A 13,776-nucleotide genomic window follows, 5' to 3' on the forward strand; every position below is an offset into this window, starting at 1 on the left:
GTCTGCTTCACAGCCATCGCGATTCCCTCCGAGCTTCCTCTCAGAGAATCACAACCAGCCAATTACGCAACAGGCCCACAAGGGGAGAAGGGAAAACCGCGCCAGAGCCGGCGCCAATCGCGGCGTTGGTGATTAGTTGAGGCGCGGGCGCCAAATTCCCCCTTCTCGCCTTGTGGGAGAAGGTGGCTTGTCGCGGAGCGACAAGGCGGATGAGGGGTGTTCCAGCTGGGCGCCAGCGCGCGCCTTTGTTCGGCTTCAAGCCTCTCCGAACACCCGCTTGAAGATCGTGTCGACATGCTTGGTATGATAGCCGAGATCGAATTTCTCGCGGATCTCGGCTTCGGGCAGTGCCGCCGTCACGTCCTTGTCGGCAAGCAGTTCCTCCAGGAAGTCGGCGCCGTGCTCCCAGACTTTCATGGCGTTGCGCTGCACCAGGCGGTAGGCGTCCTCGCGTGACAGGCCGGCCTGGGTCAGTGCCAGAAGCACGCGCTGCGAGTGCACCAGGCCGCGGAACTTGTTGAGGTTCTTCTCCATGTTCTCGGGGTAGACGAGCAGCTTGTCGACGACGCCGGTCAGGCGCGACAGCGCGAAATCCAGCGTTACCGTCGCATCCGGCCCGATCATGCGCTCGACCGAGGAATGCGAAATGTCGCGCTCGTGCCAGAGCGCCACGTCTTCCATCGCCGGCATGGCGTAGGCGCGCACCATCCGGGCGAGGCCGGTGAGGTTTTCGGTCAGCACCGGGTTGCGCTTGTGCGGCATAGCCGACGAGCCCTTCTGGCCCGGCGAGAAATACTCTTCCGCTTCCAGCACTTCGGTGCGCTGCAGATGGCGGATCTCTATGGCGAGGCGTTCGACCGACGAGGCGATGACGCCAAGCGTGGCGAAGAACATGGCGTGGCGGTCGCGCGGGATCACCTGGGTCGACACCGGCTCCGGCTTCAGGCCAAGCTTTGCCGCCACATGCTCTTCGACATAAGGCTCGATGTTGGCGAAGGTGCCGACCGCGCCGGAAATGGCGCAGGTGGCGATGTCTTCGCGCGCGTGCACCAGCCGTTCGCGGCAGCGCGAGAACTCGGCATAGGCCTGCGCCAGCTTGACGCCGAAGGTGGTCGGCTCGGCATGGATACCGTGGCTGCGGCCGATGGTGACGGTGTCCTTGTGCTCGAAGGCGCGGCGCTTCAGCGCCGCAAGCAAGGCGTCGATATCGGCAAGCAGGATGTCGCTGGCCCGGGTCAGCTGCACCGCAAGGCAGGTGTCGAGCACGTCCGACGAGGTCATGCCCTGGTGGATGAAGCGGGCATCCGGTCCGACGAATTCGGCGAGATGGGTCAGGAAAGCGATGACGTCATGCTTGGTCACGCGTTCGATCTCGTCGATCTTGGCGACGTCGAATTTGGCCGCGCCGCCTTTTTCCCAGATCGTCTTCGCCGCTTCCTTCGGAATGACACCCAGCTCGGCCAGCGCGTCGCAGGCATGCGCCTCGATCTCGAACCAGATGCGGAAGCGGGTTTCGGGCGACCAGATGGCGACCATTTCCGGCCGGGAATAGCGAGGGATCATCCGTTTTCTAAGTCCTGCCTGGGAGAAGCGTCGGCCGCGTCCTAACAGAGCCAGGCCCAATGCTCAACGCCGCTGCCGCGCAAACCAGGTACTGACCGCGACGAGCGCTGCAAGACGGTTTGTCATCTGTCTCATCAGCGTCATGCTTATCACGCCACGATGAACGAGGCGCGCCGTGCGATGCATCCAATCCGGCGTTCATTTGTTATTGTCGGCCGTCTCGCATCCGAAAGGGCAAATCGCCATCCAGCGGAGAACCAGCATGAGCACCGATATCAGCAAGATACGCGGACACATGGAAGTGATCGGCGCCGACGGCGTCCATATCGGCACCGTCGACAAGGTCGAGGGTGATCGGATCAAGCTGACCAAGGCCGACAGCGGCATGGGCTCGCACAAGAACCATCACCACTACATTTCGCTTGCCCTGGTCGCGGAGATCGACGGCCAGAAGGTATGGCTCTCCGCGAATTCGGATGTCGCGGTCACCTTCGAGGAAGAAAAATCCGATCCGACCTGATCGGGGCCGAGCCAATCAGCGCGACGACCAGACCGGAAACAAATCACCGTCGGCGGGCGTGGCGGCATGGACGCCGCGGCTGATCGCGCGCGCCATGGTGGCGCCGGCGGCTGCGAACAGGTCGATCGCGGCATCGGCGCCGAGCTCGATGCCGCTCCTGCCGGTCGCCAGGGCAAAGACGAGATCGCCGTCCGCCGGTGTGTGCGTCGGCCAGATGGCGCGGGCAAAGCCGTCATGCGCCGAAATCGCCAGTCGCTTGGCCGCGGCCTTGGTCAGGACGGCGTCCGTGGCGATGACGGCGATGGTGGTGCTGCCGCCTTCGGCCTCGCCGCCCATTTGCCTGTCGCGGTATTTCAGCAGGATCTTTCTGGCATCTTCAGGCAGCGGGGCCGGGTAGCCGAGGCCGCCGAACTCGTCGCCGATCTCGAAGGGCGCCGCCCAGAAATGGCGGCTGCGGCCGACCGTCACGGAGCCGGTCGGATTGACGGCGGCGAGCGCGCCGACAGTGACGCCGCTATCGAGCGCGGTCGAGGCGGAGCCCAGCCCGCCTTTGAGGCCGCAGGTCAGGGCGCCGGTGCCGGCGCCAGCCGTGCCGATGGCGAAGTCGACGATTGCCCCCTGCACGGCCCCATAGCCGAGCTCGCGATAGGGCGGATAGCGGCCCCAATCCTTGTCACCGCCATTGCGCAGGTCGAACAGGATCGCGGCCGGCACGATCGGCACGCGGAAGCCGCCGACCTCGACACCGATGTTCTTTTCGCGCAGCGCCGCCTGTACGCCCGAGGCGGCGTCAAGGCCGAAGGCGGAGCCGCCGGACAGAACGACGGCGTGGATCATCGCGATCGAATTCTGCGGCTCGAGCAGGTCGGTCTCACGCGTGCCCGGCGCGCCGCCCAGCACCTGGACGCCGGCAACCGCGGGCTCGTCGCACAGCACCACCGTGACGCCGGATTTGAGCCTGGCGTCGGCGGCATTGCCGACGCGAAGACCGGCAACGTCGGTGATCAGATTGCGCGGACCGGTGCGGAACATCACTTGTCCTCCAGCGGCACGAAATGCATGCCGTCGAAGCGGAAGAGGCGGAACGGGTTCTGGCTGAGATCGCCCTTGTCGTCGAAGCGGACGGTGCCGATCGCGGTCGCAAAATCACGGCCGGTCAACGCTTCGCCGAGCGGCTGCCCAGTGCTTTGCGCACCGGCCAGCGCGGCCTTGGCGACCTCGACCGCGGCATAGGCCGGAAGCGTGTAGCCGTCCGGCACGATGTTCTTCGCTGCGAAACCCTGCACCACCTTGGGATCGGCGATCTCCGACCATTCCGGCGGAGCGATCATCAGCGTGCCGACGGCATAGGGCACATCGCCCGGCGGCGTGCGCAGGTTTTCGCCGCCGGCAAAGGTGATGCCGGCATCGAGCTGGGCGGCGTCGCGGCCCATGATGGCGACATCCTCGCCGTCGCCGCCGGCGAACACCTTGGTCGCGCCGGCCTTCTTCAACCGGCCGATCAGCCCGATCTGGTTGTCGAGCTGCGGCCGGAACGTGTCGGTGAAGACCGGCTTCAAGGCAGCCTGCTCAGCTGCGGCGCGAAAGGTCTCGGCCATCTCGCGGCCATAGATGGTGCCGTCATCGACGATGGCAAACAGGTCGTCGCGCCAGAGCTGGATTAGCTTGGCGGCGACCGCATTGCGCTCATCGTCGCCGCGCGGGCCGAGCCGGTAGACCGGCCAGCCGGTCTTGGCGCGCCGGTCGGTCAGGCTTTCGGTGCGCACGCCGACCGTGATGACCGGGATGTTGGCATCCTTCAGGATCGGCAGCGCCGCCTCGATCGCGTCAGTGCAGAGAAAGCCCACCACGACATTGACCTTGGCGTCGACGAATTCCTTCGCTGCTGCGGCGCCGCCATCGGCGGTGCAGGCATCGTCCACGGCCTTGATCGCGATGCCGTTCGCCTCCCCCGCCAGGCCGGCGCCGGCCTCGATCTGCTTGCCGAGGATCGCCGATGAGCCGGAAAGCGGCGCGGCAATGCCGACCAGCGTCTCGGCGTCGGCGCTCGCGGCCAGCGACAACCAGAGCAGCACGGCTGATGTCGTCGTGAGAAGACGCATTCGGGCTAAGAGATCCTCCATGCCGGGAATACAGTCCCGACACTATTCCAGGAAATGCCTAAAGGCTGGCTAAGCGCCGCGCAACACGCGAATTTGCGGATTGCGGTCAAGCACTTCGCCCATGCTATGCAACTTGTGGCGTGCAATATGCCGCCATATATAACGAACTGGTTTCGACAGGTGGACATCGGGTGCTGAAGATCAATGATATCGGGCCGCAGCATTATCGCGATGCGATGGCGCATTTTGCCGGCCATGTGCATGTGGTGACGACCGACGGGCCCGGCGGCAAAAGGGGCGCGACGGTGATCGCCGCCTGTTCGGTCTCGGACACCCCGCCGACGGTGCTGGTCTGCCTCAACCGCGAGAACGCCAAGAACGAGGCTTTCGTCAAGAACGGCAAGTTCGCGCTCAACACCCTCGCATCGGACCAGGAAGCCGTATCGGTCGCCTTTTCCGGCATCACCGGCCTGCCGGTGGAGGAGCGCTTCGCGCTGGCCGAATGGGATGTGATCTCGACCGGCGCCCCGACGCTGAAAGGCGCGCTGGCCGTGTTCGACTGCGAGATCATCGATAGCAAGGACCTTGCCACCCACCGTGTGCTTTTTGGCAAGGTGACAGGCCTGCGCATCGGCGATAATTTGCGGCCGCTGATCTACCACAACCGCGGCTATCATTTTCTTTGAACGTGCAAGCGGGATCCACGGAGACAAGATGACCGCGCCGCGCCCCGCGCCGAAAACGATCGACGAAACGCTCGATCTTTTGACAGGCGCGGATTATGTTGCGGACCGCTCGTTGGCGACGGTGCTGTTTCTTTCACTGCGCATGAAGCGGCCCTTGTTCCTCGAAGGCGAGGCGGGCGTCGGCAAGACCGAGATCGCCAAAGTGCTGGCCGGCGCGCTCGGCCGCCGGCTGATCCGGCTGCAATGCTATGAAGGGCTCGACGTCTCCTCGGCCGTCTATGAGTGGAACTATGCCGCGCAGATGATCGAGATCCGCATGGAGGAAGCGGCGGGCAAGGTCGTCCGCTCCGATATGGAGCGTAACGTCTTTTCCGAGAAATACCTGATCCGCCGTCCGGTGCTCGACGCGCTGACCGGCAAGGCGGGTGCCGCGCCGGTGTTCCTGATCGACGAGCTCGATCGCACCGACGAAGCTTTCGAGGCGTTCCTGCTCGAGATTCTTTCCGATTTCCAGGTAACAGTTCCGGAACTTGGCACGATCAAGGCGGAAGAGCCGCCGATCGTCATCATCACCACCAACCGGACACGCGAGATTCACGACGCGCTGAAGCGTCGCTGTCTCTATCACTGGGTCGACTATCCGAACGCCGAGCGCGAGCTGGAGATCGTGCGGCGCAAGGTGCCGCAGGCGAACCGCCGGCTGTCGGCGGAGGTCGTGTCCTTCATCCAGAAGCTGCGCCAGGTCGAGCTGTTCAAGGCGCCCGGCGTCGCCGAAACCATCGACTGGGCCGGCGCCTTGACCGAACTCGACAAGGTGGCGCTCGATCCGGAGACCGTGTCGGACACCATCGGCGTGCTTTTGAAATATCAGGACGACATCGCCCGTATCGGCGAGGGCGAGGGCCGGCGCATCCTCAATGAGGTGAAGGCCGAGCTGTCGGCGGCGGAGTAGGCGCGATGCCTGTGCCGCGTCCGGAACCCAAGGAAGCGCTCGCCGATGGGCGCATCGCCGACAACATCGTCTATTTCGCGCGTGCGTTGCGCAAGGCAGGCATGCGCGTCGGTCCGGCTTCCGTGAAGGACGCCATCGAGGCGGTGCTTGCCGCCGGCATCGGCTCGCGCGAGGATTTCTACTGGACGCTGCATGCAGTGCTCGTCTCGCGGCGCGAGGACCATCCTGTCTTCGACGAGGCCTTCCGCCTGTTCTGGAAATCGCGCGAGCTGATCGAGAAACTGCTGGCGATGTTTTCGCCGGTCGCTGCGGACAACGCTGAGAAGCAGAAGCCGCGGGCTGCCGAAAACCGCGTCAGCCAGGCGATGTTCGAGGGCCATCGGAAGAATCAACCGGTCCGGGAAGTGCCGGAGATCGAGGTCGATGCGCGCCTCACCTTTTCCGGCAACGAGGTGCTGCGCGGCAAGGATTTTGCCCAGATGGATGCGGCGGAGATGGCCGAAGCCAAAAAGGCGATCGCGGCCTTGCGCCTGCCCTTCGATCTTGTCCGCACACGGCGCTTCAGGGCGGACGCGCAAGGGGGCCGCATCGATCCGCGCGCCATGATGCGCTCGGCCGCGCGCACCGGCGGCGAGCTTATCCTGCCGAAATTCCGCTCTCCGCGCGAAGCGCATCCGCCGCTGGTCGTTCTGGCCGACATTTCCGGCTCGATGAGCCAGTATACACGCATCTTCCTGCATTTCCTGCATGCGCTGACGGAGAAGCGCCGGCGCGTGCACGCCTTCGTCTTCGGCACGCGGCTGACCAACCTGACCCGCCAGATGCGCCATCGCGATCCCGACGAGGCGCTGGCCGAATGCTCGGCGGCGGTGAAGGACTGGTCGGGGGGCACCCGCATCGGCGACACGCTTGCCGAGTTCAACCGGCTGTGGTCGCGGCGCGTGCTGGGGCAGGGCGCCGTGGTGCTTCTCATCACCGACGGGCTGGAGCGCGACGACGTCGCCGGCCTTTCGCAGGAGATGGAGCGGCTGCATAAATCCTGCCGGCGGCTGATCTGGCTCAATCCGCTGCTGCGCTTCGACGGTTTTGAGGCCCGCGCCCGTGGCGTGAAAGCGATGCTGCCCTATGTCGATGAGTTCCGGGCAGTGCACAATCTCGACGCGCTGGCCGATCTTTGCGCCTCGCTCGACCAGCGGCCGGCGGCTTCGGTCGACCCGCGCCGCTGGCAAGCTGGCGGGAGGCAGGCCGCGTAGCCATATGTTTCCTTGGCGGGAAACCAACGTTTACCGTATGGACGACCAAGGTTTCCCTTGAAAAACAGACTTTGCGAGAAGCGACGATGGATGAGAGCATTTATCTCGACGAGGCCCGCGATCCCCTGATCATCGCGGAAGACTGGATGAAGGACGGCAAGGATGTCGCCATCGCGACCGTGGTCGAGACCTGGGGTTCGGCGCCTCGCCCGGTTGGCAGCCATCTGGTCATTGACGCCGAGGGCAATTTCCATGGCTCGGTCTCCGGCGGCTGTGTCGAGGGCGCCGTGGTGACGGAGGCGATGGACGTCATCGACAGTGGCAAGGCAAAGATGCTGGAGTTTGGCGTCGCCGACGAGACTGCCTGGCAGGTGGGCCTGTCCTGCGGCGGCCGCATCAAGGTCTATGTCGAGCGGCTGGGCTGATCACAGATGGATCCCTACGTCCTGAAGACGCTGAACGAAGAACGCCGCGCCCGCCGCGCCGCGGTGCTTGTCACCGACCTGGGCGACGGTCGCGACCGCATCGTACGCGAGGGCGACCATGTTGCGGGCGATCTCGGGACTGCGATCGCTGACGCGTTCCGTACCGGCAATTCGAGGTCGGTGGAGGCGGAAGGGCGGACGTTCTTCCTCAACGCGCATCTGCCGCGTCCGCGTCTGGTGGTGATCGGCGCCGTGCATATCAGCCAGGCGCTGGCGCCGATGGCGAAGATCGCCGGCTATCCGGTCGAGATCATCGATCCGCGCACCGCCTTCGCTACCCCGGAGCGCTTTCCCGACGTCGTGCTGCATGCCGAATGGCCACAGGATGTGCTGAAGCGTGCGCCGCTCGACAACTATACCGCCCTTGCCGCCGTCACCCACGATCCGAAGATCGACGATTTCGCGCTGAAGGCGGCGCTCGACGCGCGATGCTTCTATGTCGGGGCGCTGGGCAGCCGCAAGACCCACGCCAAGCGTGTCGAACGCCTGCTGGCGCTCGGCGCCGGTGCCGACCAGATCGCCCGCATCCACGCGCCGATCGGCCTCGATATCGGTGCTGCCAGTCCGGCCGAGATCGCCGTCGCCGTCCTTGCGCAGACGATCCACGCCTTCCGCTCGCGCGGTTTCGAAGCAAAAGGCGCCGTGGCGTGAGATTCGGACCGGTTCCGATCGACGAGGCGGAAGGGGCGGTGCTGGCGCATGCGACCACCGCCGGCGAAAAACGCTTCCGCAAGGCGCACCGGCTGAGCCGCCAGGATATCGAGGCGCTCAAGGCGGCGGGCGTCGACGAAGTCGTCGCGGCGGTTCTTGCCGCGGACGATTTGGGCGAAGATGTCGCAGCCGCGAAGATCGCCTCCGCCATGCGTCACCGCAACGTCGAGGTCAAGCCGGCCGCGACCGGGCGGGTGAATTTGCATGCGGAAGCCTCAGGCGTCTTTACCGTCGACGCCGCGATGATCGACGCCATCAATGCCGTCGATCCAGCCATCACCATCGCGACGCTGGCGCAGCATGCGCCGGTCGAGAAGGGGCAGATGGTGGCGACGGTGAAGATCATCCCCTTTGCCGTCGCCGAAAGCCTGGTGGACAGCGTGGTGAGGATCTGCGCCGGCCGCGAGATATTTGCCGTCAATGCCTATCGCCCCATAACTGTCGGCGTCATCCAGACGATGCTTCCCGGCGTCAAGCCGAGCGTGCTCGACAAGACGCTGCGCGTCACCGAGGCGCGCCTGGCGCGTTTCGGCGGCCGACTTACGGCCGAGCGGCGCACGCCGCACGACGTGGCGCCGGTCGCCGCGGCCGCAACCCAGCTGGCGCGCGACAACGACATGGTGGTGATCTTCGGCGCCTCGGCGATGAGCGACTTCGCCGATGTCGTGCCGGCCGCGATCGAGCGTGCCGGGGGTACCGTCGTCCGCGCGGGCATGCCGGTCGACCCCGGCAATCTGCTGGTGCTCGGAACGCTCTACGGCAAGCGCATCGTCGGCGCGCCCGGATGCGCGCGCAGTCCGAAGGAGAATGGCTTCGACTGGGTGCTCGATCGGCTGGTTGCCGGGCTCGAGGTGACGGCGGGCGATATTGCCGGAATGGGCGTCGGCGGGCTTTTGATGGAAATTCCGACCAGGCCGCAGCCGCGCGAGCCGGCGCCGCAGCCGGCAAGGTCGGCGATGAAAGTCGATATCGTGCTTCTGGCCGCCGGCCGCTCGAGTCGCATGGGCGGGCCGAACAAGCTTCTGGCGCTGTTCGACGGTGAGCCGCTGGTGCGCCGCACTGCCGGTCGTGCGCTGGCCTCGAAGGCCGCCGCCACCGTCGTCGTCACCGGCCATCAGCGCGAGCGCGTGCGTTCGGCGCTTGGCAGTCTTGGCGTGACATTCGTGGACAATCCGGATTTCGCCGATGGCCTCGCTTCGTCGTTGAAGGCGGGTATCGCGAAGGTCGCGCCCGACGCGGCCGGCGCCCTGATCGTGCTTGGCGACATGCCGGGCGTTTCCTCGAAAGACCTCGACAGCCTGATCGACGCGTTCCGCCGCGCCGGCGGCCGCTCCGTGGTGCGCGCTTCGTACCAAGGCAAACGCGGCAATCCGGTGCTTTTGCCGCGCTCGCTTTTCGCGGCCGTCGCGCAGCTCGAGGGCGATACCGGGGCGCGTCATCTGGTCGAAGCCGAGGGCCTCGACGTCGTCGATGTCGAGATCGGGCAGGGCGCCTCGATCGATGTCGACACGCGCGAGGCGCTGGAAGGGGCGGGCGGCGTTCTGCAGGATTGACAAAGCGGAGCCGAATTTCGCATGCCTCTCGGCATGGCTTTGCGTTTCCGACTTTTCTTCGCCCTGATCGCCGTGACAGCGCTTTCCCTCTCGACGGCCGAGGGGCAAACGCTTTCGCTGAAATCGTTCAAGGACGATCTCTTCGCATATCCGGCGACACTGTCGACGAGCGACAATGGCGCTTACAGCGTCCTCGACTATCGCGAGATGCGCGACATCAATCAGCGCGACGAGGTGCCGGAAAGGCGCGTGCATGCGCAGTATACCGATCCCGGGGTGCGCAAGGTGCAGCAGGACCTGATGCTGAAGACCGATGCCGGCGATATCAGGCATGTCGCGGTCGGCAGGACGGAAGGCGCGTCCATCATCGTGCTCTATCTGCACGGGCAAGGCGGCAGCCGCAAACAAGGCGTGGACGACTTCACCTTCGGCGGCAATTTCAACCGCATCAAGAACCTGATGGCCGCCAACAACGGGCTCTATCTTTCGCCCGATTTCCCCGATTTCGGCGACAAGGGCGCGGCGCAGGTCGCGGCGCTCATCGATCACTATGCCGAGACATCGCCGAGCGCGAAAATCTTCGTCGCCTGCGGCTCGATGGGCGGGATCATCTGCTGGAAGCTCGCCGCGCGCAATGACACGGGCGGCCGCATCAACGGGCTGCTGCTGCTCGGATCGCTGTGGGACGACAGCTTTCTCACCAGCCCCGCCTTCAAGCGCCGCGTACCGGTGTTCTTCGGCCAGGGCAGCCATGACGTGGTCTTCCCGGTGGAGAAGCAGGAAGCCTTCTTCCGCTCGATTCTGGCCAGGAAGGCTTATCCGACCCGCTTCGTACGCTTCGAGACCGGCACGCACGGCACGCCGATCCGCATGGTCGACTGGCGCGGCACGCTGAACTGGATGCTGACGAAAGCGCCGTGATTGCGCTGCAGCGCCTCAAGGCGCCGTGTTGTAGTCGATGACCGTCTGCGGATTTTGCTCGCCGTCATAGGATGCATCGACGTCGTACTGGACGAGCGAGAAATCGCCGTTGCGGAAAAGGTAGGTTCCCGATGACGAGGCATCCCCCACGCCACGCCATTTGTTCGATGTGGTGATGGTTTTGGTGTTGTCGTCGTAGTCCGAATTGGTCGCCCAGCCGCTGGTCTTGAACCCGATGATATGGATCGATTCGACCTTGCCTTCGCTGTTGTTGTTCTCATAGCGGATGTCGAGGTCCGGCTCGGTGAACTGCAACTGTGAGACGCCATCGACGTCGTCGGTGATGTAGTAGACCGCCGTCTCGTTGTAGGCGGCCATCGAGCAGAAGAAGCGGAACAGCCGCGTCTCGCGCTCCGGGTCGCTGGGCTGGGCGTCCTTGTCCTTATAGTGGATGGAATGAGCCTCTGGCTCGCCGATCGGCTTGCCGTCAGGATCCTGCTTGTCGCACTGGTCGCCATAGGTGGCGAGGAAGGCCTTCTTGGCCTGCTCCAGGGCCTCGTCCTTCTTCGGCGGCGGCGGGCCGTCGCCACAGCTTGCCGGCACGGCGCTGTCGAAATCCTCGGTCGACGGCTTCAACGCGCCCTTGTCGATGAAGATCGGCTGAAAGGGCGGCTCCTGGATCTGCGCATTGACCTGGCGGACCGTGTAGCAGCCGGCGAAAACCTTGGCGTCACCTTTTTTGTCGGTCGCCTGGATGGCGACCGGGACGCTGTAATAGATGCTGCCGGCAGCACCGTCCTCCGAGATGGCGCCAGTCTTGACTTCGACGCTGTCGGTGCCGTCGTAACCCTTGACGAAGGCATTGAAGTCCTTTGCCGGCTTCGTATCGCCGAAATAGCCCCAGGCGCGGGCGAATTCGTGACGGTTGATGGCGCTGTAAAGCGAGCGGACGACCGCATCGGCGCTTGATCGGTCATCGATATAGGGCGCATCCGCCGCGGACGCGGACTGCGTGAAGCCGGCCAGTGAGAAAAAGACAGTCGCTGCGAAAGTGGCTCTTTTCATCGAATCCTCCGCTCGGTAACGAAAATACTACCACGGCGATTGCGGCGGCGCGGTGACGCCATGGCCACGGCCGCTTGAAGAATCGTGGCGGGAGGCGCTAGTTCACGGCCCGCGGCGCTGGGCCGCGTGGGGAGATTGCCCGTGACCATTTCCATGTACGACATATCAGTGGGCGTTTTTTCCGCCAGACTGAAGGCGCTGGCCAGCGTCTTGACGGCGGCGGAGCAGAATGCCGGCGAACGCAAGATTGATCCGCAGGTGTTCCTCACGGCGCGGCTGGCGCCCGACATGTTCGCGCTGGCCAGGCAGATCCAGATCGCCACCGACCATGCCAAGGGCGCGCCGTCGCGGCTCGCCGGGCGCGAGGTGCCGAAATATGAGGACAATGAAGCGAGCTTTGCCGAGTTGCAGGCCCGGATCGCCAAGACGCTCGATTATCTGGCGACGTTTGCGGCGGCCGATCTGGAAGGATCTGAGGACAGGACGGTCGAAGTGAGGCTCGGCGGCCGCGAGACCACGCTGCCCGGCCTGCAATATCTGCTGCACCTGGCGATGCCGAATTTCTACTTTCACGTCACCACGGCCTACGACATCCTGCGCCACAATGGCGTGCCGCTCAGCAAGCAGACTTTCCTCGGAAGTCGTTGATTTTGAATGGCTTGGAGGTTTCCCGGGATTCCGGGAAACCTCTTTGGCTCAGCTCAGCGGATCGACATTTCGCGCGCGATGCGCGGAAAATCCGCCGGCTTGACGCCGATATCGGCGCGGTCCGCATTGCTCATCGCGTTCAGAAGCGCAAGCGCCGAGCGGTAACGCTGGTGTTCCTGCGGCCTCGGCCGAGCGAACATTTCAGTGAAGAACCCCATGACTCAGTTGCCCCAGTTGGTCCTCCCGACCTTAGCATATAGCCGATTTGTTAAAATTGTGCAGTGCAGCATTTGCATGGCTGCCATGCCGCGACAATTTTTCCCGCCACAATCGATTTTCCGTGAAACTTTTCGGCAGGCTCGACCGTAGGCACCTGTGCTGGCACATGGCTGGCTTTTTCCTCGCCACTCCTGGCGACTTGCCGGACTGCATGAATGAGCAGTCCGGCTTTTTATTTTCCGATGCCATTTTGCCGGGCGGAAAAGCCGCCAATTGTCAATATCGCCAGAATTCATTCTTAACGAGAGCCCACTATGTTTGGCGGCATCACTGCATGCCGTCACGACAGGGAGGTTGAGATCGGCACCGGGAACAAGCTCGATTTCGCTTCGTTGCTCGACGACCTGATCGTCGCCTCGGAGAAAGGCGAGGACGAGGGCGCCCGGCCGTCCATCCCGTTTGATTATCTGTCCGTGGCCGATGAACTGCATTCCGGCCGCATCAAGGTCGCCGGCGAGAGCGTCGTCGCCGAATATCGCGAGTCCGCCGCCGACCTCGCTGCCGAGTTCGCAGCACTTCTCGACCAGGCGAAACTGACGCTTGCCGGCGAAGAGCAGTGGCCGGAGGAGAAGCTGCCGCCGATCGATCCCGAAGCGATCGCCGGCGAGCTCGGCCTCGACCGTCCGGCCAAGAACGCCGATTTCGGTCGCATCCGCCGTAACTTCGCCTTCGCCAACCATCCGGACCGGGTCGCGCCGCATCTGCGCCAGCGTGCCATGATCCGCATGCAGGTTGCCAACATGCTGATCGACGAGGCCAAGCGGCGGGCGCTGGCCGGGGCGAGGCGGTAGTTCCCTCCATCAGAGACTTCGCTATCGAAATTGGCTGGAGCCTCTCCAATATTCGTCATCCTTGGGCGTAGCGACGCGAAGCGGAGCGCAGACCCAAGGATCCATTCCGTGACCTTCAACGTAGAGTGCAACGGTGCAGAATTCTGTAACCGTTGCGACGCCTTAGGGTAACGGAATGGCAACTGTGTTCACGCGAATGCGGTTTTGTCGCGAATGATAGCGTTGAGGACGACCAGGAGCTTCCTTG

The 13,776-nt window shown here is 64.4% G+C and carries 15 protein-coding genes; 10 read left to right on the plus strand and 5 right to left on the minus strand.

The window, feature by feature from the left end:
- Window positions 1-255: 255 nt before the first annotated feature.
- Complete coding sequence (gene purB, locus LB529_RS28720; RefSeq protein WP_224712954.1) at window positions 256-1,563, minus strand: adenylosuccinate lyase; 1,308 nt, start codon at window positions 1,561-1,563, stop codon at window positions 256-258.
- 262 nt (window positions 1,564-1,825) lie between these two features.
- Here purB and LB529_RS28725 point away from each other — a divergent pair, with 262 nt between their 5' ends.
- Window positions 1,826-2,083, plus strand: a complete 258-nt coding sequence (locus LB529_RS28725; protein WP_140546895.1) for a DUF2171 domain-containing protein — start codon at window positions 1,826-1,828, stop codon at window positions 2,081-2,083.
- Window positions 2,084-2,098: 15 nt separating this feature from the next.
- On the opposite strand, the gene LB529_RS28730 is transcribed toward LB529_RS28725, so the two are convergent.
- Both LB529_RS28730 and LB529_RS28735 read right to left on the minus strand, forming a co-directional pair.
- Entirely contained in the window at window positions 2,099-3,115 is a 1,017-nt protein-coding gene (locus tag LB529_RS28730) for a P1 family peptidase (RefSeq protein ID WP_224712955.1), read from the minus strand.
- Window positions 3,115-4,185: a branched-chain amino acid ABC transporter substrate-binding protein gene (locus tag LB529_RS28735; RefSeq protein WP_224712956.1), complete on the minus strand. Its 1,071-nt coding sequence runs from the start codon at window positions 4,183-4,185 to the stop codon at window positions 3,115-3,117. Before LB529_RS28735 ends, LB529_RS28730 begins: the two co-directional genes overlap by 1 nt.
- 191 nt (window positions 4,186-4,376) lie before the next feature.
- Here LB529_RS28735 and LB529_RS28740 point away from each other — a divergent pair, with 191 nt between their 5' ends.
- The 7 genes from LB529_RS28740 (at window position 4,377) to LB529_RS28770 (ending at window position 10,746) form a co-directional block, all read left to right on the plus strand.
- Window positions 4,377-4,871 (plus strand): flavin reductase, encoded by a 495-nt coding sequence (locus tag LB529_RS28740; RefSeq protein ID WP_140695039.1) that lies wholly within the window; start codon window positions 4,377-4,379, stop codon window positions 4,869-4,871.
- 28 nt (window positions 4,872-4,899) lie between these two features.
- Window positions 4,900-5,823, plus strand: a complete 924-nt coding sequence (locus LB529_RS28745; protein WP_140840139.1) for an AAA family ATPase — start codon at window positions 4,900-4,902, stop codon at window positions 5,821-5,823.
- Between the two features lie 5 nt (window positions 5,824-5,828).
- Window positions 5,829-7,076 (plus strand): vWA domain-containing protein, encoded by a 1,248-nt coding sequence (locus tag LB529_RS28750; RefSeq protein WP_224712957.1) that lies wholly within the window; start codon window positions 5,829-5,831, stop codon window positions 7,074-7,076.
- 86 nt (window positions 7,077-7,162) lie between these two features.
- Window positions 7,163-7,501: an XdhC family protein gene (locus tag LB529_RS28755; protein WP_224712958.1), complete on the plus strand. Its 339-nt coding sequence runs from the start codon at window positions 7,163-7,165 to the stop codon at window positions 7,499-7,501.
- Between the two features lie 6 nt (window positions 7,502-7,507).
- A complete protein-coding gene (locus tag LB529_RS28760) occupies window positions 7,508-8,212 on the plus strand; it encodes an XdhC family protein (RefSeq protein WP_224712959.1) in 705 nt (234 codons plus the stop codon).
- The gene (locus LB529_RS28765; protein ID WP_224712960.1) at window positions 8,209-9,825 is read left to right on the plus strand and encodes an NTP transferase domain-containing protein; all 1,617 of its coding nucleotides are present in this window, start codon (window positions 8,209-8,211) and stop codon (window positions 9,823-9,825) included. The genes LB529_RS28760 and LB529_RS28765 overlap by 4 nt, the downstream gene beginning before the upstream one ends.
- A gap of 33 nt (window positions 9,826-9,858) precedes the next feature.
- Window positions 9,859-10,746 carry an alpha/beta hydrolase gene (locus LB529_RS28770; protein WP_224712962.1) on the plus strand — a complete coding sequence of 296 codons (888 nt, stop codon included), beginning with the start codon at window positions 9,859-9,861 and terminating at the stop codon, window positions 10,744-10,746.
- Between the two features lie 15 nt (window positions 10,747-10,761).
- Here the strand turns inward: LB529_RS28770 and LB529_RS28775 are convergent, their stop codons facing one another.
- Window positions 10,762-11,811, minus strand: a complete 1,050-nt coding sequence (locus LB529_RS28775) for a DUF1176 domain-containing protein (protein ID WP_224712961.1) — start codon at window positions 11,809-11,811, stop codon at window positions 10,762-10,764.
- 141 nt (window positions 11,812-11,952) lie between these two features.
- On the opposite strand from LB529_RS28775, the gene LB529_RS28780 reads away from it, so the two are divergent.
- Window positions 11,953-12,459 carry a DUF1993 family protein gene (locus LB529_RS28780; protein WP_224602518.1) on the plus strand — a complete coding sequence of 169 codons (507 nt, stop codon included), beginning with the start codon at window positions 11,953-11,955 and terminating at the stop codon, window positions 12,457-12,459.
- A 53-nt stretch (window positions 12,460-12,512) separates the two neighbouring features.
- Here LB529_RS28780 and LB529_RS28785 read toward each other — a convergent pair whose 3' ends face one another.
- A complete protein-coding gene (locus tag LB529_RS28785) occupies window positions 12,513-12,677 on the minus strand; it encodes a DUF1127 domain-containing protein (protein WP_140546832.1) in 165 nt (54 codons plus the stop codon).
- Between the two features lie 315 nt (window positions 12,678-12,992).
- Between LB529_RS28785 and LB529_RS28790 the strand changes: the two genes are divergently transcribed.
- The gene (locus LB529_RS28790) at window positions 12,993-13,529 is read left to right on the plus strand and encodes a hypothetical protein (protein WP_411962594.1); all 537 of its coding nucleotides are present in this window, start codon (window positions 12,993-12,995) and stop codon (window positions 13,527-13,529) included.
- Window positions 13,530-13,776 lie beyond the last annotated feature (247 nt).

Source organism: Mesorhizobium sp. CA5 (assembly GCF_020165105.1).
GTDB lineage: Bacteria > Pseudomonadota > Alphaproteobacteria > Rhizobiales > Rhizobiaceae > Mesorhizobium.

Excerpts from the sequence above, each read along its gene's own strand:
- LB529_RS28775 (WP_224712961.1), bottom strand. The coding sequence starts at position 11,811 with ATGAAAAGAGCCACTTTCGCAGCGACTGTCTTTTTCTCACTGGCCGGC.
- LB529_RS28730 (WP_224712955.1), bottom strand. The coding sequence starts at position 3,115 with ATGTTCCGCACCGGTCCGCGCAATCTGATCACCGACGTTGCCGGTCTT.
- LB529_RS28770 (WP_224712962.1), top strand. The coding sequence starts at position 9,859 with ATGGCTTTGCGTTTCCGACTTTTCTTCGCCCTGATCGCCGTGACAGCG.
- LB529_RS28725 (WP_140546895.1), top strand. The coding sequence starts at position 1,826 with ATGAGCACCGATATCAGCAAGATACGCGGACACATGGAAGTGATCGGC.
- LB529_RS28760 (WP_224712959.1), top strand. The coding sequence starts at position 7,508 with ATGGATCCCTACGTCCTGAAGACGCTGAACGAAGAACGCCGCGCCCGC.
- LB529_RS28790 (WP_411962594.1), top strand. The coding sequence starts at position 12,993 with ATGTTTGGCGGCATCACTGCATGCCGTCACGACAGGGAGGTTGAGATC.
- LB529_RS28755 (WP_224712958.1), top strand. The coding sequence starts at position 7,163 with ATGGATGAGAGCATTTATCTCGACGAGGCCCGCGATCCCCTGATCATC.
- purB (WP_224712954.1), bottom strand. The coding sequence starts at position 1,563 with ATGATCCCTCGCTATTCCCGGCCGGAAATGGTCGCCATCTGGTCGCCC.
- LB529_RS28735 (WP_224712956.1), bottom strand. The coding sequence starts at position 4,185 with ATGCGTCTTCTCACGACGACATCAGCCGTGCTGCTCTGGTTGTCGCTG.
- LB529_RS28785 (WP_140546832.1), bottom strand. The coding sequence starts at position 12,677 with ATGGGGTTCTTCACTGAAATGTTCGCTCGGCCGAGGCCGCAGGAACAC.
- LB529_RS28745 (WP_140840139.1), top strand. The coding sequence starts at position 4,900 with ATGACCGCGCCGCGCCCCGCGCCGAAAACGATCGACGAAACGCTCGAT.
- LB529_RS28750 (WP_224712957.1), top strand. The coding sequence starts at position 5,829 with ATGCCTGTGCCGCGTCCGGAACCCAAGGAAGCGCTCGCCGATGGGCGC.